Annotated in this window: 12 protein-coding genes and 1 pseudogene; 3 read left to right on the top strand and 10 right to left on the bottom strand. The window is 33.5% G+C overall.

What is annotated here, in order from left to right; genetic code table 11:
* Positions 1-90: 90 nt before the first annotated feature.
* Positions 91-435, bottom strand: a pseudogene (locus tag TERY_RS12785) (type II toxin-antitoxin system PemK/MazF family toxin).
* A 364-nt stretch (positions 436-799) separates the two neighbouring features.
* On the opposite strand from TERY_RS12785, the gene TERY_RS12780 reads away from it, so the two are divergent.
* Positions 800-1,003 carry a hypothetical protein gene (locus tag TERY_RS12780; protein ID WP_370495400.1) on the top strand — a complete coding sequence of 68 codons (204 nt, stop codon included), beginning with the start codon at positions 800-802 and terminating at the stop codon, positions 1,001-1,003.
* Between the two features lie 175 nt (positions 1,004-1,178).
* Positions 1,179-3,665 carry a tetratricopeptide repeat protein gene (locus TERY_RS12775; protein ID WP_011612225.1) on the top strand — a complete coding sequence of 829 codons (2,487 nt, stop codon included), beginning with the start codon at positions 1,179-1,181 and terminating at the stop codon, positions 3,663-3,665.
* Positions 3,666-5,225: 1,560 nt separating this feature from the next.
* On the opposite strand, the gene TERY_RS12770 is transcribed toward TERY_RS12775, so the two are convergent.
* On the bottom strand, positions 5,226-6,263 hold the full coding sequence (locus TERY_RS12770; protein ID WP_011612224.1) for an aldo/keto reductase: 1,038 nt from the start codon (positions 6,261-6,263) through the stop codon (positions 5,226-5,228).
* Positions 6,264-7,227: 964 nt separating this feature from the next.
* Positions 7,228-7,773 carry a 1,2-dihydroxy-3-keto-5-methylthiopentene dioxygenase gene (locus tag TERY_RS12765; protein ID WP_011612223.1) on the bottom strand — a complete coding sequence of 182 codons (546 nt, stop codon included), beginning with the start codon at positions 7,771-7,773 and terminating at the stop codon, positions 7,228-7,230.
* A 210-nt stretch (positions 7,774-7,983) separates the two neighbouring features.
* Here TERY_RS12765 and radC point away from each other — a divergent pair, with 210 nt between their 5' ends.
* The gene (gene radC / locus TERY_RS12760; protein ID WP_011612222.1) at positions 7,984-8,715 is read left to right on the top strand and encodes a RadC family protein; all 732 of its coding nucleotides are present in this window, start codon (positions 7,984-7,986) and stop codon (positions 8,713-8,715) included.
* A 192-nt stretch (positions 8,716-8,907) separates the two neighbouring features.
* On the opposite strand, the gene TERY_RS12755 is transcribed toward radC, so the two are convergent.
* From TERY_RS12755 to glyA, 7 genes are all read right to left on the bottom strand, one after another.
* The gene (locus tag TERY_RS12755; RefSeq protein WP_196797014.1) at positions 8,908-11,433 is read right to left on the bottom strand and encodes an HD family phosphohydrolase; all 2,526 of its coding nucleotides are present in this window, start codon (positions 11,431-11,433) and stop codon (positions 8,908-8,910) included.
* Positions 11,434-11,448: 15 nt separating this feature from the next.
* The gene (locus tag TERY_RS12750; RefSeq protein WP_011612220.1) at positions 11,449-12,588 is read right to left on the bottom strand and encodes an ADP-ribosylglycohydrolase family protein; all 1,140 of its coding nucleotides are present in this window, start codon (positions 12,586-12,588) and stop codon (positions 11,449-11,451) included.
* Between the two features lie 1,141 nt (positions 12,589-13,729).
* The gene (gene aroQ, locus TERY_RS12745) at positions 13,730-14,176 is read right to left on the bottom strand and encodes a type II 3-dehydroquinate dehydratase (protein WP_044136786.1); all 447 of its coding nucleotides are present in this window, start codon (positions 14,174-14,176) and stop codon (positions 13,730-13,732) included.
* A gap of 31 nt (positions 14,177-14,207) precedes the next feature.
* Positions 14,208-14,339 (bottom strand): hypothetical protein, encoded by a 132-nt coding sequence (locus TERY_RS36905; protein ID WP_011612218.1) that lies wholly within the window; start codon positions 14,337-14,339, stop codon positions 14,208-14,210.
* A gap of 297 nt (positions 14,340-14,636) precedes the next feature.
* Entirely contained in the window at positions 14,637-15,914 is a 1,278-nt protein-coding gene (locus TERY_RS12735) for a competence/damage-inducible protein A (protein ID WP_011612217.1), read from the bottom strand.
* A 1,440-nt stretch (positions 15,915-17,354) separates the two neighbouring features.
* Complete coding sequence (locus tag TERY_RS12730) at positions 17,355-18,416, bottom strand: MraY family glycosyltransferase (RefSeq protein WP_044137494.1); 1,062 nt, start codon at positions 18,414-18,416, stop codon at positions 17,355-17,357.
* Between the two features lie 384 nt (positions 18,417-18,800).
* The gene (glyA, locus tag TERY_RS12725; RefSeq protein WP_011612215.1) at positions 18,801-20,078 is read right to left on the bottom strand and encodes a serine hydroxymethyltransferase; all 1,278 of its coding nucleotides are present in this window, start codon (positions 20,076-20,078) and stop codon (positions 18,801-18,803) included.
* Between the last annotated feature and the right edge of the window lie 2,884 nt (positions 20,079-22,962).

Below are 22,962 nucleotides of genomic sequence, written 5' to 3'. Positions count from 1 at the left end.
TTATTGTTACCTGTCTAATAGGAATAACAACCCTGACTACAGAAGTTTTAGTTGAGGTGAGGAAAATTTTAGAGCTATGAAATATGTTTTTCATTTATAACCTAAAGTAAATAATACAATACTTTCTAATTGATTTACGATAGTTGAACTTAGTTTTCCTAACTTGTGACCTAAACGAGTTTTATCTAATACTCTTAATTGATGACATAAAGCAACTGAATCTTGATTTAATCCACCTTCATTTGTGGGAATAAGTAAACAACTAGGTAAAGAACTTCATCTTAAATTAGTAGTTAAAGGGATGGTAATAATAGTCGTAGTAAATTGAGAAATCGTGTTTTCTTGAAAGATAATAACTGGACGAATTCCTGCTTGTTCAGAACCTTGTGTGGGGTTAAGAGTGGCAATCCAAATTTCTCCTCGTTCAGTTTTCATAGTCTATCTTCTTGAGTTAATAAATCAGCATATTCATTGATTCCTTCTTCGGCAAGTTGACGATCTTCTTCTGCAAATTCTTGATAAAGTTGGGCTAATTGTTCTGTATTTAGGTTGAGTTTAATTAACTTTTCTCTAAATTTTAGAAAGGTGATAAAGTCAGCAACTTGGTTAAAGGGTAATAGATGTAAATTCTGAATATATTACTGTTAAAAAAGGTGGAAGTCGTGGTCGAGAAGCGATCGCTAATGTTCAAGAGATTAGCTTTTATGGAGACCTTTGGTGGCCCGCTTCTGATGGGATAATAATTCTTCGTGGGGGTAGTGTAGACGAAATAGGGACGGTTCGACGTTTTGAAGTGGGAGTGGATGGGTTGGTATGGACAAATGCAGATCAGAATCCTATTGAGATTAAACCAGAAAGTGTGATTCGGGTGGATGAAAGAGAGGGTATACCCAGGGAGATGAGGAATATTATTAATAGTCGTTATGTTGTGAGTAAGATGGAGTTTGAACCGGAGCGACAAATTTGGATTATTACTGCTACATTAAAGTCAAGAAAAGAATAATATTTGGTGGTCCTGGATAGTAATGGTATAGCACTACTACGGGCAAGTCAAAAGTTACAATTCAACCCCCCTTTGTCTCCCCAAGGGGGGCGCTCAAAAGTCATCCCTGACTGAATTCTGACTAGGGATAAGTCCTGATTAATTATTTAATTATTTATTTGGAGAAAATCAGAAAATGAAACGAATTATTGTTACCTGTCTAATAGGAATAACAACCCTGACTACAACTGCCCTAATACTGCCGCTATTACCACAAAGCAGTTATGCTCAAAGTTCAAACTCTCAGGCAGAAAAGTTAGAGCAACTAATAAAAACAGCACAGCAACAAATAGGGCAATACCAATATCAGGAGTCTATAGAAACGCTTCAAGAAGCTTTAGCTATTGCTAGAAAAATTAAAGACCGAAAATATGAGGCAGTGGCTAACCTTGGTCTTGGTTATGTTTACGACCAAACAGGCCAACCCCAAAAGGCATTAGAATTCTACGAAAAAGCTTTACCTATCTGGCAAGAAGTCGGCTATCGCTTTGGAGAAGCTACTACTCTCAATAATATTGGTGGAGTTTACTCTGACATAGGTCAACCCCAAAAGGCGTTAGAATTCTACGAAAAAGCTTTACCTATCTCGCAAGAAGTGGGCGCTCGCTCACAAGAAGCTACTACTCTCAATAATATTGGTCTAGTTTACGATAATATAGGTCAACCCCAAAAGGCATTAGAATACTACGAAAAAGCTTTACCTATCTCGCAAGAAGTGGGCGCTCGCTCACAAGAAGCTACTACTCTCAATAATATTGGTCTAGTTTACAGCAGTATAGGTCAACCCCAAAAGGCATTAGAATACTACGAAAAAGCTTTACCTATCTCGCAAGAAATGGGCGCTCACTCACAAGAAGCTACTACTCTCAATAATATTGGTCTAGTTTACTCTAATATAGGTCAACCCCAAAAGGCATTAGAATTCTTCGAAAAAGCTTTACCTATCTGGCAAGAAGTGGGCTATCGCTCACAAGAAGCTACTACTCTGAATAATATTGGTAACGTTTACAGCAGTATAGGTCAACCCCAAAAGGCATTAGAATACTTACAGAAAGCTTTACCTATCATGCAAGAAGTGGGCGCTCGCTCATTAGAATCTACTACTCTCAGTAGTATTGGTAAAGTTTACCGAGATAGCAACCAACCAGAAAAAGCCATAGACCACTTGGAAAAGTCAGTAAAAATTACCCTAGAAATTCGTGGGGGTTTAAAAAAAGAAAATCGCAAAACTTTTTTAAATTTCCAATATAATAAGTGGACACCGATCGCCCTGATCGATCTTCTCATCGACCAAAACCAACCCGAAGCCGCTTGGAAATGGTATAATCTAGCCACCACTTTCGACCTCGCCGACTACACCCGCCTTATTAAGGCCAAAGTCAAAAACCCAGAAGCCCAAAAACTGATTAACCAATGGGAAGAAAACTATCAAAAATTGCAAGCTCTCTATAGCAAAATAGAAGATGGAACAACTACCCAACTTTCCCAACAAATTAAGCAGTTACAAGCAGAAAACAACCAACTCGCAGAAAACGCTAGCCAGAAATATCCAGAAGTTGCCGAGCTTTTTGAATTTGAACCCAAAGACATCGACAAACTCAAAGCCAATATTCCACCGGGCACCGTTGTTATTCAACCTGCTCTTTTAACTGGTCTGAAAAGTGTCCCCGATAGCATAGCTATATTCCTCGTGACCAGAGACCAAGCCACCCTCGTCAAAAAACTCCCCATAGATGCTAAAGAATTTGATAGCATCCTCACCGAATATCGCAGCCAACTAGAAAAACCCAACGCCGACAACTACGCCACTAACCAAGAAAAACTCTACGACTATCTCATCCGCCCCATAGAAACAGAAATAGCCGCCTACTCCCCCAAACGACTAGCCATCATCCCCACAGGAAAATTGCGTTATATTCCCTTTGAAACCCTATATGATAATCAAACCGAGCAATATTTAATAGCCAAATATCCCATCCACTACCTGACCCGCATCTCTGCCACCAGACAGGAGCCAAAAGAGCCGACAAAGTCCCTGAAAGTATTGGCATTTGGAAATCCCCAGCCCACAGAGATCAACCTCCGCGGTGCAGAAGATGAAGCGAAAATTATCGCGGAAAACTTATCAGGAAAATCCTTAACTCGAGAAAAAGCGACCCTCAGCAGTTTTGAAAACGAATCTCCCGGTTTTCCCTTAGTGCATCTAGCTACCCACGGCTGCTTTCAAAAAGGTGGTTGCCGTGAGCAGGGTTTAGAAGAAAATACTATTTTGTTTGCCAACAATAAAACCTTTAATATTGCCAATGCAGCACGTTTAGGATTAGAAAATACAGATTTAATCGCTTTGAGTGCATGCCAAACAGCCATGAAAGCGGACTCCAACGGAGAAGAAATAGCAGGAGTTGCCTATTTATTTGAGCGTGCAGGTGCGGATGCTGTCATAGCCAGTTTATGGAATGCCGAGGATGGAACAACAAAGGATATTATGGTGAAATTTTATGATAATTTGAAACAAGGAATGACCAAGGTGGAAGCATTACGTCAGGCGAAATTAAGTTATGCTAGGTCAGATGTGAGTCCGTTTTATTGGTCGCCTTTTATTTTGATAGGGGATGGAGAATAAGTCAAAAGTTAACCGACCCCCCCTTTCTTCTTGAATTAATAAACCAGCATATTCATTGATCCCTTCCTCGTATTTTTAGGCGATCGCTTTTCTTGAAAAAAATCCTAAATGGCTTTTATAGATCAAGATATTATTTCATAAAAGAATCACTTTTTGTGAGAACCAACCCCCATATATTTAAGCCGGGGAGCATCTGAAAAACATGGAATATTGAAACGGGAGAGCTGACAGACATCGGAGAACATCAAGATAAATTGCGTGAAGTTGCCTAGAGTCCTAATGGCAAAATTATTACCAGTGCTAGTGATGATATCACTGTTAAACTCTCGAATGTCAGCAAAAGTAAACGTCAACATAGTTTCAAAGAGATTATTTTTGAACAAATATCATAAATAATTATCATCAAATTATTACTAAAACTCTCGGGTAATATCCTAATTGACCATAAGCTTAAAGTAACTGATCTCGAAAAATTATAATTACTAAAAACCACAAAAAATATTTGTTACTAACTGTAGGATATTTAAAAGTAAAAAAGGTACATAGTTGTATAGTGAACTGAGAAATTATTAATCATAAAAATTGGATTTACGAATATGAATTAGAACATAGAACAGCTTTAGATTTAATCAATAGTAGGTATTCCTAAAAGTCAAAAAAATTAGGGTTGTATCCCCCAGAAATTCGTACTTATACAGGATTTGCAATAAATTAGTTTTCTTAAAGATAAACCTCAAAAAATTAAGTTCAACTCAAGATATATAATTGCCAACTGTATTCAAGATCAACAAATTACTTAACTTGTCTAGCTTCAGTTTCATTTATCAACCAAAACAGTTATATTTTACAACATAAACTCAGGATTATTTTAGAGAAAAATATTTATAAAACCAGTAATTTTCTGAAAATTGTTTTAGATTTAGTTGCCACATTCTCTCCATAAAAACAAAAATAGACCTTCGCTTTTATAGAATTTAGATAGCATCACATTCTAGGGTATTTACACATTATTTTTTTACATATTTTCTAGAACCAACTTTGAGCTGTAAATTGTAAATAACTGAAGTAAAAGCACTATAAAAAGTAAATCAAAAAAAAAATTATTCAAATGAATTATAGCAGTCGTGCTGAGAAATAAATCACTATTAATAATAGAAGTATTTCAGAATAAATTGACAGTAATTTATATCCAAAGTAAGTAAATAACTTTCTACCTAGGTGAAACTTTAATTATTCAGTAATTAATACATAAATAGTAGATTTTTTGATAATAAAAAACCAAAAGCGCCTTAATTATTCTTATGTTGTACGGACGTTGTATACAACGTCCATAGCCCTACTTATCCGAGATAAATTTACCTCATACTATTTCACAGAAGTCATGCATTTATCCATTAAGATTTTATCAGCTAAAAACTTTGAAAAACCCAGTAATTTCAGGAAATTATTTAAAACTTAAAGTTAGAAACTATTTGTAAAACCTTAAAAAATTAATTGGTATCCCCAAAGTATAACCTACTATAACTTAATAAATTTTACCTTACTCCTTCAGATTTTATTCTAAGGTGTAGGATTAGGATATTTAGCATGAACTGTATCAATTTCAGCAATAATTTCCTCAGTCAAACTTATCTCCACACTACTAATATTTTCCTTCAGTTGTTCCATAGTTGTTGCTCCAATAATTGTACTAGCTACAAACCATCGAGAATTCACATAAGCTAATGCTAATTGTGCCGGAGTCATATTATTTTTATTGGCAATTTCTATATAACTTTTTATCGCTTCAGTCAAATTTGTTTTACGATAACGTTGGTCAAATCCGGGGAAAAAAGCTAGACGAGAATTCTCAGGAACTCCTTGCAAATATTTACCTGTTAAAATACCAAAAGCTAGAGGACTATAAGCCATTAATCCCACATTATTAAATCGACAAGCTTCAGCTATATTAATATGAAAAACACGATTCACTAAACTAAAAGCATTTTGAATCGAAACTATTTTTGGTAAACCTAATTTTTCTGCTAGATGACAAAATTCACACAGTCCCCAAGCCGTCTCATTACTTACTCCTAAATAACGAATTTTTCCAGCTTTAATTAACTCTGCAAATACTTCTAATTGCTCCGCAATAGGCGTCGAATCCCACTCATTATTTGGATCATAATCTGGGGCACCAAATAGAGGCACATAACGGTCAGGCCAATGGATTTGATAAAGGTCAATATAGTCAGTCTGAAGAGCACGCAAACTATCTTCTATTGCTTGCTGAATATTAGCTCGGTTAACTTTACGATTTTCCCCACGAATCCATGTAATTCTAGGACTAGGACCAGTAACTTTTGTAGCAATAATTAACTTATCCCGTTGTTGTTTAACTAACCATTCACCAATATATTCCTCTGTTTTTCCTTGAGTATCAGCCCTACTTGGCACGGGATACATTTCTGCCGTATCAATAAAATTAATACCTTCAGCAACAGCATAATTAAGTTGTTGATGAGCTTCTTCAATAGTATTTTGTAGTCCATAGGTCATCGTGCCTAAACAAATTTCTGAAACATTAAGGTTACTATCGCCAAGCTTGTTGTATTTCATAGTTTTTTTTAGTGAATTGTATAATTTTAGATTAGCATTAATAGGAATAACGAAGATATTTATACTTGTTTTTTTTAAGATAGGAAGCAAAAAAAATGAGATTTAAACAGGCAAACAAAATTAATTACACCTATATGTAAGACTAAACCTCTAATGCTATATACTTCAGGTTAAACTAGAAGAGTTAAACAATGAGTGTAATGGTGCTGATCCTCGATATGCTTATCATTTCATTTATTAGTTATTATTACCTTGAGCTTTAACAGAAAGTAAAAAAAAATCAAAAAATTCCTTTTTCTACCCCCTAGAAAATGAGGTTTAAGACCTTATTTATTAGTCAGGCTTATAGAGCAATAAAATCTACCAATTAGCAAGACATTTTTTTTATTTAAGTTGCTGAACTAAAGCCTTTCCTATATTCCTGATTAAAAATTCATTTCTTATTGCCTATAGATTTTTTCATATTCTTTGATAAAATCAATATCAAATTTATGATAGAGGTTAGAAAATCAAACCCTCTACAATAGTTTATACCATTTCTAAAAAAGTTTTTTACATTTCTCAATAGTAGGAGACTCACCCCTAACCCCTCTTAGGAAGAGGGAGTCAAAAAGTGGGGTTAGGGATGTTGTATAAAGGCATCCATATAACACATCTAAAAATTAACATTAACATTAATATTAACACTTGATCAAAACACTTAAAAAGTTATGACAAGAGTGTGTTAATCACTTAAATTTTTAAAGTGCTGCCTAACTATAGTATTAATCCATGGAAATTGGTATTACCTATAAATTTATTGGCTAGTTTTTGTACTATCTTTTTTGGTAGTAGGATGTACATAACTACACCATATAAATGAGGGAGTGTAAATATCGGAAAGAATCACAAAAAATACACAATACTATAGTAGTAATTAGTAAGTACCTGAGTAGTTTATATTTACCTCAATTAATACTTTATACTATGATTTTTTAAAATGAATTTCCGTAGAAGTGTAATGAGGAGTCCAGCCTTCTGTGGAAGAGAAATATCTCACAGCCTTAACCCGTTTTTCTGGTGTCAAATAAAACCAATGTTCTGTATTAGCTGGTATATTAATATATTCTTGTGGCTGTAGTGTTAGTTCGACTTGACTATCATCGGGACGTACAAAACCAAAAATACAAATTCCAGCCACAATATAACGTGCTTCATCATCTGCATGGGTATGACACTTATCGAACTTTGATAAGATAGCATCAAGATTAGGAATTTCTGGATGTATCGCCAATAAGTCTCGTGACTGATAACCAGCAGTTTCTTTTAGTTCCTCAAAATAGTGATCCACACTTTGCAAGAATTCTTCTTTTTGATCATCACTAAGCACATCTTTTTCCAGTAGATTATGAGTTTCTAGATTATCTCCTACAGGCCAATGATTTAGTTGAATGTTTAGAGAAGAAAGTTCACGAGAAATATCGTGAAGCTGAGTGTATATTGTACCGTCTTCTAGTTTGAGTATTGCCATATTTAACCTGTTGATTTTTTATAACTAAAGTTGATTCTATAAATAAGAATAATATTGCAATATAATAAATAATACTGAATTTTATAAAATTTTTGTGTTTATCGAATTTATCTGTGACTAAACTATGCTATGTTGAAAAAAATTAACTCTAGTATTTCAAGTTTTATAATTCAGCTAGAAGTACTGATAACTAATAAGTAATAACTAGAAATGACCTACAGCCTCAGAATAGCAGACTTACCTAGTAATGAACGACCACGGGAAAGATTAATTGCCTGTGGTTCTCAAAGTCTTTCGACGGCAGAATTAATTGCTATTCTACTAGGTACGGGTCAAGGAAAAGGAAAACTCTCTGCTGTTGGCCTCGGACAATACATATTAAATCAATTAAGTCAATATGAGCGTGACCCCCTCTCAATTCTCCGTAATATTACAGTTCAAGAATTAACTCAAATTCATGGTATTGGTACAGCGAAAGCAACAACTATTCTCGCTGCTATTGAATTAGGAAAAAGAGTATTTCAATCTCGCCCTCCAGAATTAGCAGTTGTTGAAAGTCCCCAAGCTGCTGCTGATGCCTTGAGTCAAGATTTGATGTGGCAAACCCAAGAAAAATTTGCTGTTTTATTATTAGATGTAAAGAACCGCTTACTCGGAACTCAGGTAATTACTATTGGTACAGCAACAGAAACATTAGCTCATCCCCGCGAAATTTTTGGAGAAGTGATTCGCCAAGGTGCAAGCAGAGTAATTATTTCTCATAACCATCCTTCAGGAAATGTCGAACCAAGCCCTGAAGATATCAATTTAACTAAACAACTTTTAGCAGGAGCGCAAATTTTAGATATACCCTTACTAGATCATATTATTATCGGTAACGGAGAACATTCTAGTCTGCGCCAGATAACTAATTTATGGGAAGACTACCCTCAAAGAGGTTAGTGAATATTGAAAATATCTTTGTCTTGTTTATTTGAAGGTAAAACTTACTCAGAGTCGCCACCCAAAATCTATATACCAGACAGCGCATTGACCATATAATGAAGCACACCATAGGTCATTTTTGTTATATAGTTCAGAAAAATAGTCATAGATAAGTTTTGTCTATTTTTAAGATCATAAATATACTAATAACTAACAACTAGATTTTACAGTCTTTACCTGATTTGGATTTATTGCCCCTTTAGGATAAGCAATACGTTTGTGATTATACTGTTCCCAAACTTGTACAAAAATTTCTGCAATACTTGAGATTTCTCCTCTCGTCAAACCAGAATCAACCAATTGATGATCCTGCCACCGTGCCCGCAAAATTTTCTTCACCATCTGTAGTGCATCCTTATGATTCGCATCCTTAAGCGATCGCAACGCTGCTTCACAAGAATCTGCCAACATCACAATAGCTGTTTCCCGTGACTGCGGAATAGGACCTGCATAGCGGAAAAGCTCTTCCTCAATTACCTTCTCTTCCTTCTCAGATCTTTGCTTTGCCTGGTAATAAAAAAAAGCAATTAACATTGTACCCTGATGTTCAGGAATAAACGCCTGAATAGCCTTTGGTAATCTATGTCTACGAGCCATCACCAACCCTTCAGTAACATGCTTTTTAATAATTTCTACACTCATCCACGGATCATTAATTTCATCATGTTTATTCGGTCCACCCATTTGATTTTCAATAAAACCCAATGGATCGTGCATTTTACCAATGTCATGATATAAAGTACCCGTTCTCACCAATTCTACATTGCAACCAATTTCTCGTGCTGCTGCTTCCGCCAAAGTTGCCACAAACAAAGTGTGCTGAAAAGTACCAGGTGCTTCCGATGCCAAACGCTTCAACAAAGGGCGATTAGGATTAGCCAACTCAGACAAACGGATCGGAGTAATTAAATCAAACAAATGCTCTAAATACGGACTCAAACCCAAAGCCACGATACCCCAAATCAAACCTGTTAGTACTTGCCAACCCACTGGACCGATGATTGCATACCATAACAATCCAGGATTAGCACGAACAATCAAATTTGTCAACAAATACACCATACCTTGAGTTAAACCCACCCCTACACCTAAAAGTGCCTGTTCCTCACGCGATCGCATTTTTTCTACCACTAGACTGCCAACAATACCACCAACAGCACTAGCAAACCAATCTATTTTGTCAACATCCATACCAATAGGCAGTACTACAGATATCAACCCCACCAATGTTACTCCCATAGTTGAACCGTAGAAATTTCCCACCAACAAACCAATTGCTGGCAAACTACTAGTCCAGGGTATTCTCAATGCCACCAGTAATGGCGCACTCAAACTTAACAACAATAAGAGTATATGATCTCTGCGCCTTAAACAGGATTGAAATTTTTTTCCTACTATAACGACTATAGCTACAGAAGCACTCACAATACACACAAATACCACCAAGCTACGCCAATTGACTCTGCGGCGACTCAAAGAAAAATTATCCAAAAGCACAAATGCCTTACGGTTAATTTTTTCTCCTGTTTTAACAATAACTTCATTCTTACGAACTTTATACTGCACAGGCTTAACATTTTGTGCTTCCTTTTCTACTAATTTCCTAGTTTCATCTTGATCTTTAGCTAAATTCGGCTCCAAAATGTTCTTCAAAATATTGACTGCTAAATCTTGAGTTTCCAATGGCAGCACACCAACTACTTGTGCTTTTATTGCATTCACCCATTTCTTTTTGGGGAAATTTGGTGATATTCCTTGAGCCAACATACGATCTTTTACAGTTTTAATACCTATTTGAGTTTTCTGCCAAGTAGAATCATACAGCTCTAGTAAAGTATGATCATATACCTCATAACCTTCATTTTCTTGCTCTTGAGCCAAAAGTTTTTTAGCATTTTTATAAAAATTGCGAGCAAGTGAAACTTCCTCTAAAACTTTGAGGTAGTTTTCAAATAAACTCTTTTTACGATAAGTTAGTAACTCTGAAATTACTTTTTTATCTCTACTACTAACCACTATAGAACTATTTTTTTGATTACCTGCCAGTATTGATTTTCCCTTTGACAATTCCTCATCTGTTGAAGTTGGGCGTATAATATCATTCTTTTCATTTGTAACTTTTCGAGTTTTTTGAGTTGAGCTAGCAGAAACATTTCTTTCTGACTCAGGTCCAGGCGGTCTTTCTTGTAACTCTTCCTCCACTATCTTTTGAATAGCTTGCCACTTTTGTTGAGAAACTTGACGTAAGTATCGCTGAGTAATTGTTGATAATATACCTGTATTTACAAAAGGAAAATTAGCAACCATATATCTAGCTTTATTACCCACTGTTAGTATTTCTTCTAATTCCTTATCTACTTTCCGATTAACTGATTGATCAATCATAAATACAGTTATATCCCCAAGTCTAGCTGACTTACGTCTCTCATCAGTAAGTTTATGATCTATCACCGTATCATCTTGAGGAACGCGGATAATTTGAGGAGCAATAGTTCCCTCTTTTAACTCTGGCTGGTTATAATATCGCTGGCCCATAGTAGCGGTTAGAGATACTATTGCTAGTATGACCAACATGGGCGAAGTTGCCAGAGTTGACCAACGCGATACTTGTCCTTTTTTCTGGGGTTTAAATAATATCCCAATCAAACGTGTCAGATACATATTTCTTGATGTCAAAACATCATAGAGTTTTCAATATCCATTAGCTGGGCAAGGGCGAGGACGAATCACATTGCTCGCAGCAACTGCTGGAACCAGACTTTGTGTCAGATTATTTGGATCATAAACCCCACACCAAACTGCCCAAAGGCTTTTTGCCAACTTCATAATCTCTACTTCATCTTTCATTCCCAACAGTTCAACACCCATTTTTTGTCGCCATTCCACAGGAACTCCAGCAATACTATTATAAGCTCCTGATAAAGTACTTACTATGGCACAAACCTGAGTTGACCATGCTGTTCTTGCAGAACACAATACTGCTAAACCAAAGTCCTCCGGGGTACTTAGAAAGCAGTATAAGGCCAAAGAAATAGGTATAAAAAAAGTACAAGATTGGGATTTTTGTTGACCCTCATTAGATATTTGCCCATTATCAAAAAAACTAACATTTTTTGAAAAAATATTTATTGCCGCATCTAAATTTGCTCCCTGATTAATCAATTTTTCTACCTGTCTAAGTTGGTCTACTATTGATTCTTTTTCTCCAATATAATTGATAATTTTCGGTATGATGGTTCGAGGGTCTAATCTTTCTGTCAAGGCTTGAGCTATTGTATATCCAATAACTAAATTGCTTAGGTTTACTTCTAAGCAATTTTGCCAAACATTTCCCCATTGTCGCAATTTTTGTTGGAGTTTTAATTCATCTTCATGATACATCAAAGAAACTGGCAAGCTAGCAATAATTGCATTACTGGCTGTAGGAATCAAAACATCATCGTTTATGTATTGAAAATTAGACTCCTTATCATTAACTCTCCTTACTAACTTTTCTAATTCTATTGGAGAATCTTTGATTTTGTTGGGTTCACCAGTATAATCTTTTTGGTCCTCCCATTTATTTTTCCATTCTATATAAACTTTCTGCCAATTCTCTTCATTAAATTCTTGTTGGCTAATTAAGCTTTTTGCGCAATTAAATGTAGCTTCTCCCCATTTTTGTAAGTAGTTTTTCTGTGAATTTGATAGATAACATTTATGCTGATTAATAAATAATTTATAATTTCCTCTATTTTTTCTGACCTGATACTCAAAATGAGAACCTATATAATTTCCTAAAACTGCTCCTAGTAAAGCACCTTGAAATTTCTTTAAAAGAGAATACTGCATTATTTTTTCATTATACAATTTTTATTATTTAAGCTTCTTACACTATCTATACATATTTATATTACTACTCACTAAAAAAAAATATTGTACATCCAGAATAATTTAATTCTTGTCAAGAGTATTTAACTTACTAAGCTATTCATAAAATCAATCTATTAGTCTACTCAAAACTTACATTTCGTTGGGTTACGGCGAATCACATAGATTATTCAGTTTAACAATCAAGCAAGATAATTTAACTTACGAAGCTATTCATAAAATCAATCTATTAGTCTACTCAAAACTTTAATTTATCTGGGTTAAGGCGAATCAAATAGATTGTTTAGCTTAACGAGCAAATCTGCGAATTAATTACCCTACATCAAGATTTAATATTTATTTAAAGATATCTTCTAAATCTAATATTTATTTTAAAAATAATTATTGTTGCACTAGCATAGCTTTTTTATATAACAGTTATACAGCATTTTTCCCTACCGGTGAGTTCACTAAAAATTTAGTGATATTCATAATATCATAATAGTTTTACTCTTCACGGCTTGTAACTCATTTGTCCGAAATTTGCTATAAAAATCTGCTATAATATAATAATAATTGAGATTAATAAATTTTCTATCTACTTTCTTCTTTTCTTGATTGTGTCAATTGAGAAATATCAAAAATACCATAGCTTTTCCTTTTTAACAAGAATATTTATCATAAACAAATATTTGCCAAAAAAAATTTTTGGAGCACGAGCATTGAGGAGAATAGAATAGATCGAGCATTATGAAGGCAAGAAGCAACAATAGAATAAGTCGCTATATTGTTAGAATTAGTGCTTATATTTCCTTTGTTGCCCACATGAGATAGGATACATCTTCACCCTTGCCTTCTGTCTTTAATTCACAACTTATACCAAGTGTGATAAATTTTTGCTACAAATAGCTAGGAGAATTTTTAAGACTCAGAAGTCAGAACTCATTTTCATAATGACAATACCATTTTTAATTAATTAGTAAATCATCTTTTTGGCTCTAGTGGACATCTCCTGTAAAATCTTTTTATCTCCCTGACTATTCAAATACATTCTTCTTTCAAAACGGTATTAGGTAATTTGTATCAGAAAAAAATTTTTAACATACATTTTGGATAATTATTTTTAATCACCCCTGTTTTTAAGATAATTAACTATTGCTTTTAGTCCCAATAGATAGCTTTGTGAACCAAAACCACTAATTTGACCAATAGCTACTGGTGCAATAAAAGAATGATGTCGAAATTCTTCTCGACTATATATATTACTAAGATGAACTTCTACTGTGGGAATATTAATCCCAGAAATAGCATCTCTAATGGCAACACTAGTATGGGTATATGCACCAGCATTAATAAGTATGCCTTGGTGTTGCTCACTACTTGAGTGAATTAAATCTACCAAGACACCTTCATGATTAGACTGTGATATGGAGATTTTGACTCCAATGGCTTCCGCCTCTTGTTTTAACAGTCGATTTATATTATCTAAAGTTACAGAGCCATATATTCCTGGTTCACGCAGACCCAAGAGATTCAAGTTTGGCCCATGTAAAACTAAAATATTAAACAAAAACAAATAATCTACAGATTGAATGATAAAGTTATGAACGACGGGGACGGTCGTTTACTGGAATAGGAATAGGTTCTGGTTGTGCTTCTGGTCCTAACAAAGCCTCAACTAGCTTCCGAGTCCATTCCTTTAATTTTTCTAGTACTTTTTCAATGTAATCCATTAAATTGAATTCCCACTGGTTACTTTCACCATACTTACTTTTTTTATTTGTATAGTGAGGGGTAAGCGGGGCGGGATATGCCGCTTCCCTTGTTAAATCAAGTTCTTGGAATATTCTCACAACTTAGCCAAAAGAAATAATTATCCTGGCTTTTTGTTGATTTATCTTTTTATGTTAACACGGTATCTTGAACTGTGGTCTTTATGGCCATTCATTAATAATAAGTTTATGTTATGGAATTATGGACTAAAGTTAAAAACTCTAGTATGTTTTTGTTATCATCTAATTCAATTATAATCAAGCTTGATGATGTTGTGGTCTTTGCTTAGATAAGTATAACTTTCTTCTCAACAAGTCAAGAGCTGTAGAAACACTAACTCTTCTAATCCAATTACGATCACGCAAATTACTGAAGCGGTATTCAAAACTTTCTACAATATCATCATATCTAGCTATCCCAATGTAAACTAAACCTACAGGTTTAGTATCACTTCCACCTCCAGGTCCAGCAATACCAGTAATACTAATTCCCCAATTAGTTCCTAGTTTCTTTACCACTCCACTTGCCATTTGCTTTGCTACTACATGGCTTACACTACCTTCAGCCATTAAATCTTCAAGATTAACATCTAGGAGAGTAATTTTCACTTGATTTTCATAACTGATAACTCCACCATAAAAATATTCTGAACTTCCTGGAATAGAGGTCAACATACTACCTAAACTACCACCTGTACAAGATTCTGCTACAGCTAAAGTTTCACCAGATTCTAATAATAACTTCCCTACTACCGAAGCTAGAGATTCATCGTTAATTCCATAAAAGTCAATTCCGGCAATATCTTTTATTTCTTCTTCTACAGGAATAATTAATTTATTTGCTAATTCAAGGGACGTAGCACGGGCGGAAATCCGTAGTTTTACTTCTCCATAATTAGCGTAAGGGGCAACAGTAGGATTTTCCTTTTCCAGAAATGGAGCTACTTTTTCTGCTAAACTTGACTCTGTAATACCCCAAAATTTCAAAGTCCGACTATATATTGTTTGTTCACACCAACCCTGACTCTGCATATAAGGTATAGCAGTTTCTTGCCACATTGACTTCATTTCCGTAGGAACTCCAGGAAAAGTCATTATTGTTATATTTTGTACTGGTTGCCAAATAATTCCAGGAGCTGTGCCTATAGGATTTGGTAGAATATTTGCACCTTGGGGAATTAGAGCTTGTTTCCGGTTACTGGCAGTCATAATCCGACCCCTTCGGGCAAATTTTTTGGTAATATCTTCTATAATCTCAGGCCTTTCTATTAATGGGGTCTCAAAAAAATCAGCAATAGTTGCTACAGTTAAATCATCTGGAGTTGGGCCTAAACCTCCTGTAAAAATTAATATTTGTGAGCGGTCTGTAGCGATCGCTAATACTTGTTTGATTCTGTCTGGATTATCTCCTACTACGGTTTGATAATAATGAGCTATGCCTAAATTTGCTAATTGTTTGGCTAAAAATTGAGCATTACTATTTAAAATATCTCCTAATAATAGCTCTGTACCAACGCATATAATTTCTGCAATCATGTAGTCATCCTAATTTTATTTTTAAGTGAAAAAAACTAGCAAATGTCCTTATAAAAACAACTAATTCAATCTTATTAGAATTAGACTGAATATCTAAGGGTAAATATTCAGTCCTCACCTATCAGCTATGGCTTTTGGTGTACCATAAAAGTTTGATTTAAACCCCGGCTTTTGAGCTATACTTTATCAATTTTTTTATTAACATAAAAACTGACAAAATAGAAAATTTATGTAATTATTATCCAATCCATATTTCGGAAAAGTCAATGTATTTAAAAATATACATTACTAAAGTATCTAATACTAAATCTAGTTTTCATACATCTGTTATTTTTATAGCCTAGGCTTTTAAGAGAAAAGAATTAAGTCAATTTTTATCAAGGGGCTTTAATAACAGGGCTTTGTATAATTTGTTTATTCTTGTATATAGTTTTTTTAAGATTCAATAAACACCATCATGAAAATTATCTTGTCAACAACAGCCATAAACGATGGTTTCTTAAGAATAATCTTAATTTATTGACAAGATAGATTTGCCAAGAATAAGTTTTTTTCTTTCTGATGAGTAATTTAGCACTTCTTTTGCCTCCCATCTCCCCATCTCACTATAAGAAAAAGGTATTAAGTAGTTAGACAAAATTAATTACATAATTTTCTCCCCTCATTCTCTCCGATTTTTTCGTGATCCAATCGGGAAAAAGTGTCCCAGTTGATATAAGCATCTATTCCCAGGGATTAATATTTAATCAACGGCCACCAAATTTATCTCAAATTCAACTATGGCGACTCGGATATTTAAGTATTATCCTATATCCAGTTATGTACTTATAATCCCAGAAATCATACTAAACCCTACCTCATCTAAGTAATATAAATTAAATTTTCTCCCAGAGCTATAATTTTAAATTCTTCTTTTTCTTGGCATTTTTTTTCTTCATATTTTTCACCCATAAGGTTGTTCTTCTAAAGCTTTACTCTAATGATTTGCTCCTCATTCTTAAACTTTTAATGATTCTTGTAAGAGTTTTATCTGAGGTCATAATTAGCCACTCACTTTACATTTTTTCTAAGGCTTTATTGAATTGTATTAATTATTATTAAGACTAGTTTTTGACCTGAGCTTTTTGTTGGCAATTAAATATTTGTAAAGGGCATAATTGTGATTTATGAATACGACTTTAGTTTACAATTAATGACCAATAAATTTAGCAAAAAAGAGAATTTTGAGAGTGAAAAATATCAGATTATGACAGAATTAATTCACAACATTTATAGAGTAATATATTATTAGTTATTTGTGTCATTAGTTTCGTATAATTACTTATCTATTCAGAATTAAATATTACTACAAAATAAAACTATCCTGATAGTTAATCTTATACTAATTTCAACCTTTTATTTAAAAGAAAAATGTTATTAATGAGAGCTGAATGCTCATATCTAAGCTTGTTTTTGTTTCCAAACTTTCCAACTTGTATAAGCTAGTAAACCTGTAGCGCTAAAAGCATAAATTGTACCGCTAGGAATACCTGAAAAAGCCATTGCTAAACTTCCGGCCCAAAGTGTTAATGAATAAATAAAAAAAACTGTCAATCTTTGGGATAAACCAGCGTCTAATAAACGATGATGTAGATGACGTTTATCTGCAATAAAAGGAGATTTACCATTTCTTAAACGGTCTAAAATTACAGCAGACATATCTAAAATTGGTACTGCTAAAATTAGATAAGGCAAAACAACAGAAGTAACCATCGTTGTTTTTACTAAACCTATTACTCCTACTCCTGCTAAAGTAAATCCTACATAATAAGCTCCTCCATCTCCCATAAATATTTGGGCTGGATTAAAGTTATAACGAAGAAAACCTAATGTTGCACCAGCTAAAGCTGCTGCTATTAAAGCTGCTGCTGGCTGATCCATAAATATACTAACAATTAACATCATAAAAGCTGCAATACCAGAAACACCAGCAGCTAAACCGTCTACACCATCAATCCAATTAATAGCATTTGCCATACCTACTAACCAAATCACAGTTACAGGCCAGCTGAGTAATATATCAATATGTGCTAATCCATAAAAAGGAATAGTGAGAAATTGAATTTGTACTCCAACTACCCAGGCTATACTAGCAGCAATTATTTGCGTAAATAACCTAAATAGGGGTGATAAACCAAACAAATCATCTGCTAAGCCAATAACAAAGAAAGCTATACCACCTACTGTCACGCCCCAGATTTCAAACTCTTTTTCAGGAGGTAGAATATTACCATTAGTATCTATAAATCCTCCTAACCACCAAACAATTAAAAGTGCGATTAGACTACTAATAAAAATAGAAACTCCTCCCAAACGCACCATTGGTTGTTTATGAATTTTACGACCTCCAGGATGGTCTACAAGTCCAATTATGAGAGCAATTTTTTTGATTGTTGGTGTAGTTAAAAGTACAAGTAAAGTCGAAATAATTAAAGTAATTAAATGGTAGAAATAATTAGGTATCTGAAGTAATGGAGGATTAAGAGTTAATAATAAATTATTAATTTTTTCTATTATCATCAAAATATTTTGCCACTTATTATGATATCAACTAGGTAATAATTGTAGAAAATTAAAATATTTTTTTGTCAGAGTTGGGTGCTGACACATAGTTGATTTGTTTCAAACTATAGTGCCACTCCATATTTAATATTTAAATTTGATTAATTGAACAGTCAGAATTGGTAAAGACGTTGTCTAAAACGTCTCTACTAATTCCTAATCAAATATATAGCTTGGGAATTCAATTAAGCCTTTGAATTGGCTAGTCCATCGGTTATCTAGTTTGAGATATAGAATGAATTCTAAATTGAATTAGGATTACCTATATCTTCTATACAAAATCCTTTAAACTAGACTAGGAACTTTAGCCATCATATGAGGGTAAAGAGGAAAAGCTTTGCATAATGATGCTACCCTCTCTCGACACTTTTGAGCTATCCCTTCATCTTCTGGATTTTGTAATCTTTCCGCTATAATATCGCCTATTTCTATAAATTCAGTAGCTTTCATACCTCGACTTGTCATTGCTGGAGAACCCAGTCGGAGACCACTGGTAACAAAAGGAGACTCTGGGTCAAAAGGTACAGTATTTTTATTAGCAGTAATATTTACCCCACTCATCAATTTATCTGCTTTTTTACCTGTCATACTTACTGATCTTAGATCCACTAGCATAACGTGATTTTCCGTACCACCAGAAACTATTTTCAATTTCCGTTCTTGTAGTTGGGTTGCTAAGGCCGCAGCATTTTCTATAACTTGGCCGGAATAAGTTTTGAATTCTGGTTTTAAAGCTTCTCCAAATGCGACTGCTTTAGCTGCAATAACATGTTCTAAAGGACCACCTTGAGTTCCAGGAAATACTGATTTGTCTAGTTTTTTCCCTAATTCTGAGTCTCGAGTAAGGATGAGACCGCCTCGTGGTCCCCTTAAAGTTTTGTGGGTGGTAGTTGTTACTACGTCACAGTGAGGGACTGGGTTAGGATGGTGGCCTGTTGCTACTAACCCAGCAATATGAGCAATGTCTGCTAATAAATAAGCTCCTACTTCATCAGCGATCGCCCGGAATTTTTCAAAATTAATTATCTGAGAATAGGCAGAGTAACCACAAATCAGTAGTTTAGGTTTATGCTTCTTTGCTAACTCAAGAACTTGGTCATAGTCTATAGCTTCTGTTTCTTTATTTACCCCATAATGATGAGCTTTGAACCATTTACCAGAAATGTTAACTGGGGAACCATGAGTTAAATGTCCACCATGGGATAAGTCCATACCCATGATAGTGTCTCCTGGTTTTAATAAGGTCAGAAACACGGCAAGGTTGGCCTGTGCCCCAGCATGGGGTTGTACATTTGCATGGGCAGCTCCAAATAATTGTTTGGCGCGATCTATAGCTATTTGTTCGACTTCGTCTATAAATTCACAGCCACCATAGTAACGTTTACTTGGGAGACCTTCAGCATATTTGTTGGTGAGTACGGATCCTTGGGCTGCCATAACTGCAGGTGAGGTAAAGTTTTCACTAGCAATTAATTCTAGGTGGTCTTGTTGCCGTCCATATTCTTTTTGAATTATTTCTGCTACTAGGGGGTCAGTATCAGCGAGAAAGTTAGCGTTAATCATGTTTATTATTTTTTGTAACTACATTAAAAGTATAGTAAATGTTCTCAAGAAATATAATCGTATATGGTCAAATAATATTAAATATCTTCGTTTATTTGTACAAAAGAGCTACTAAATATTTGACAAAATTCAATAACTATCGTATTTAAAGCTAATGTAATCACCTAATCATTAAAGGCCAAATCATAATCATCAAAATTAATAAATATTTGGATCCTTTCGTAATTTTAGTCCTTTGATTTATGAGATTAGTTGAAAGACTGATGATTTTTGGGAATCATCAGTTTTATCCTGAAATTTACTTACTCTGTTTCTTGTTTAAAAATTTCTATAACTATGCTAATTATTTAGTTAGTCAGTCTTTGATATTTGAAAATCTTTATCATTCTGCTTCATCAGCTTCAATAAAAACACTTTCTTTTCAAAGAGACTATCAAGCAATACCGACTAAAGTCTCTCAAAAAATATTGACAACTTTATAGGGAAACAGGAATTACTTTTAAGCAGTAAAGTAAGTTGAAAATAGAACCTATCAAAGTTTAGATATGCTCCTCGTCTTCCTGTTTATAAAAATCAAATAACAGGAATAAATATTGTAGTTGATACAAAAAAAGCTATCCGTAAGAGGCAACTTAAAACTTGGAATTATTAATTGAAGTAAAAATATAATTTATCTACAAATTATTATATCTACTTCATATCCTTCAAGTTTATATCATCTCTAGACTTAACCATAAAGTCAATTGAGGTAACTTATGAAGCCATTTAAAAATAAGACGAGCTAGAAAAAAATTCTTATACTAGTATTCATATTGAATTAAACAATTTAGCGAAATTAACTTTTAATCAAGTCGAAATAAAACTGTTATTTATCAAGAACAGGCCGTTAAAATATATCAATCAATATTATCATAACCTTAAAAATTTCCTGCAATCTCAAATCCGGGAAAATTAATCGAGCCTCAGGCTAAAAAAGCTTTGTAATTAAAGATGATTATCTGATCAATGATTATCTCCATAAAATATCTCGTTTGATTATTTATACCTTGATTAATGATTAAATAAAAAAATTGATAATTGGTCACAATGAAGGCAGGAAGGAGAAGATAAATTTAGGTAAAAAAATTTATATTTTTTCCCAATAACACATAAGTTTCCGTGGGTTATCAGGTACATTTAGAAATAAAAATTTGATGATATAATTATGAACTTATATCCAAAATAACTCCGAAAAAAATAGTTACTGCATACTTGAAACATAAAATATAAATTTCCATCTGTTGCCATCTTATGTTCTGTTACTAAAAATTGAGTACAAAAATAGGGATTCCCACATATAATAGATGGAAATTTAGAACTATTAAAATGTGAGAAACAAAACTTTAGTTATCTGATAAATGTAGATAAGGGTTGAAAACAAATTGTATCATAACATCCAGATGCTACTATTGTATAACTATGTAAATTATTGCCAATTAAAACTAAAAATTTGGTGAGTATTACTGCCATATTTTGAGCTTTATAAAAACTGAGATTAAGTCATAAAAAACCAGCATAGTAGATAATTAGAGGCATAAAAAAGTACAAAAAATAATATATTAATCAGAAGTAATTGATGAAAAGTATAGATTAATGAAATTTAGTATTTATAGATGAAACAGATATAATGCTAGGTTTAAACATAACTAATTAAATTTCAATAGCTACAAACAATAAATGAAATGAAGCTATTTTTTTTTGAGGTTAAAAGTTTATTTATTGGTGTGGTAAGTATTAAAAAATATAGCAATTCGCGCGTAGGTTGTAGTTATATTTAAGACCAAAAAAAATGGTAAATTAAATATTTTCTTATTTACAAAAAACTTAAATAACCACTTAACTATTTTCAAATAACTGCAAATATAATAAAATTATCTAATGATTTTTTTTGCTTGTAAGCAAATATTTTTAACAGTATTTTTCTCTGTGGTATTTTGAGACAATTTTGTACAATTTATCAACCATTATTTTTTTGATAAATATTAATTAATTGTTGTTAAGTATTCTCGAAATTATTTCTTGAGATTTATGGTAAGTTGCTCCATCCCCAAATATTGCAAATCTTTTACCTAGTCTTTGAGTAGTGCCAAGATTTAATAAATTCTATAGTGTTTTTAGTATTTCTACTTCTCTAATTGTTGCAAAATAAATTCTTTACTTTGATAATCTAAGGTTCCATGATAAGTATGGATTTTAAATTAATTTTTTATCGCAATTTCTATTCTTTTATCTGTTTTTATCCAAGCATAACCTAATATATCTCTCCATAGAATATGACATTGGTTAAGTATAAACACTGCCAGCTTTTCAGCTTCTATTTCTAGTTGCCTTATATTTCACAATTCCTCTGGAAACTTTTTTTGAGCTTGCACTAATTCATCATTTTTCGTAGGATTCTTTTTTTTGAGTTTTTTCTAACTTATGCCCACTTCTATTTAGGTCGTTATAATAACTGTGATTAGACTCAAAAAGCACATCATATTATTTCTTATCATAGTTTTGTAAGTCTAATAACCTCAGATAATTTTGTACCCTTAAGCACTCAATTATTTTCTATTTTTCTTCGTGTTAAGGCAAAAAAAATCAAGTTCCTTTTTCAGGAATAACAGTAAAAAGAGATTTGTATCGTACTGCCAGCAAAAGATTAATAAAAGAGTAATGTGGGGGTTTCTCTGAACATAATGAAAAAAGCAGCTCCCTTATATATTTGACCATAGGATAGAAGGTGTTGTAGTTTACCCAGTTAGGGTAACACCTGTAAAACCATGATATGTCTTATGTGACTATATTGTCATGAACTATAAACCCCACACTAGCACTTCAGGTTTTGAGTGTGGGTTAAAGT

Origin of the sequence: Trichodesmium erythraeum IMS101, assembly GCF_000014265.1 — a bacterium.
GTDB lineage: Bacteria > Cyanobacteriota > Cyanobacteriia > Cyanobacteriales > Microcoleaceae > Trichodesmium > Trichodesmium erythraeum.
Note: the sequence above shows the minus strand (reverse complement) of the source record. Positions and strands in the feature narration are given on the sequence as shown.

Excerpts from the sequence above, each read along its gene's own strand:
- TERY_RS12775 (WP_011612225.1), top strand. The coding sequence starts at position 1,179 with ATGAAACGAATTATTGTTACCTGTCTAATAGGAATAACAACCCTGACT.
- TERY_RS12770 (WP_011612224.1), bottom strand. The coding sequence starts at position 6,263 with ATGAAATACAACAAGCTTGGCGATAGTAACCTTAATGTTTCAGAAATT.
- TERY_RS12765 (WP_011612223.1), bottom strand. The coding sequence starts at position 7,773 with ATGGCAATACTCAAACTAGAAGACGGTACAATATACACTCAGCTTCAC.
- radC (WP_011612222.1), top strand. The coding sequence starts at position 7,984 with ATGACCTACAGCCTCAGAATAGCAGACTTACCTAGTAATGAACGACCA.
- TERY_RS12750 (WP_011612220.1), bottom strand. The coding sequence starts at position 12,588 with ATGCAGTATTCTCTTTTAAAGAAATTTCAAGGTGCTTTACTAGGAGCA.
- TERY_RS36905 (WP_011612218.1), bottom strand. The coding sequence starts at position 14,339 with ATGGATTACATTGAAAAAGTACTAGAAAAATTAAAGGAATGGACTCGG.
- TERY_RS12735 (WP_011612217.1), bottom strand. The coding sequence starts at position 15,914 with ATGATTGCAGAAATTATATGCGTTGGTACAGAGCTATTATTAGGAGAT.
- glyA (WP_011612215.1), bottom strand. The coding sequence starts at position 20,078 with ATGATTAACGCTAACTTTCTCGCTGATACTGACCCCCTAGTAGCAGAA.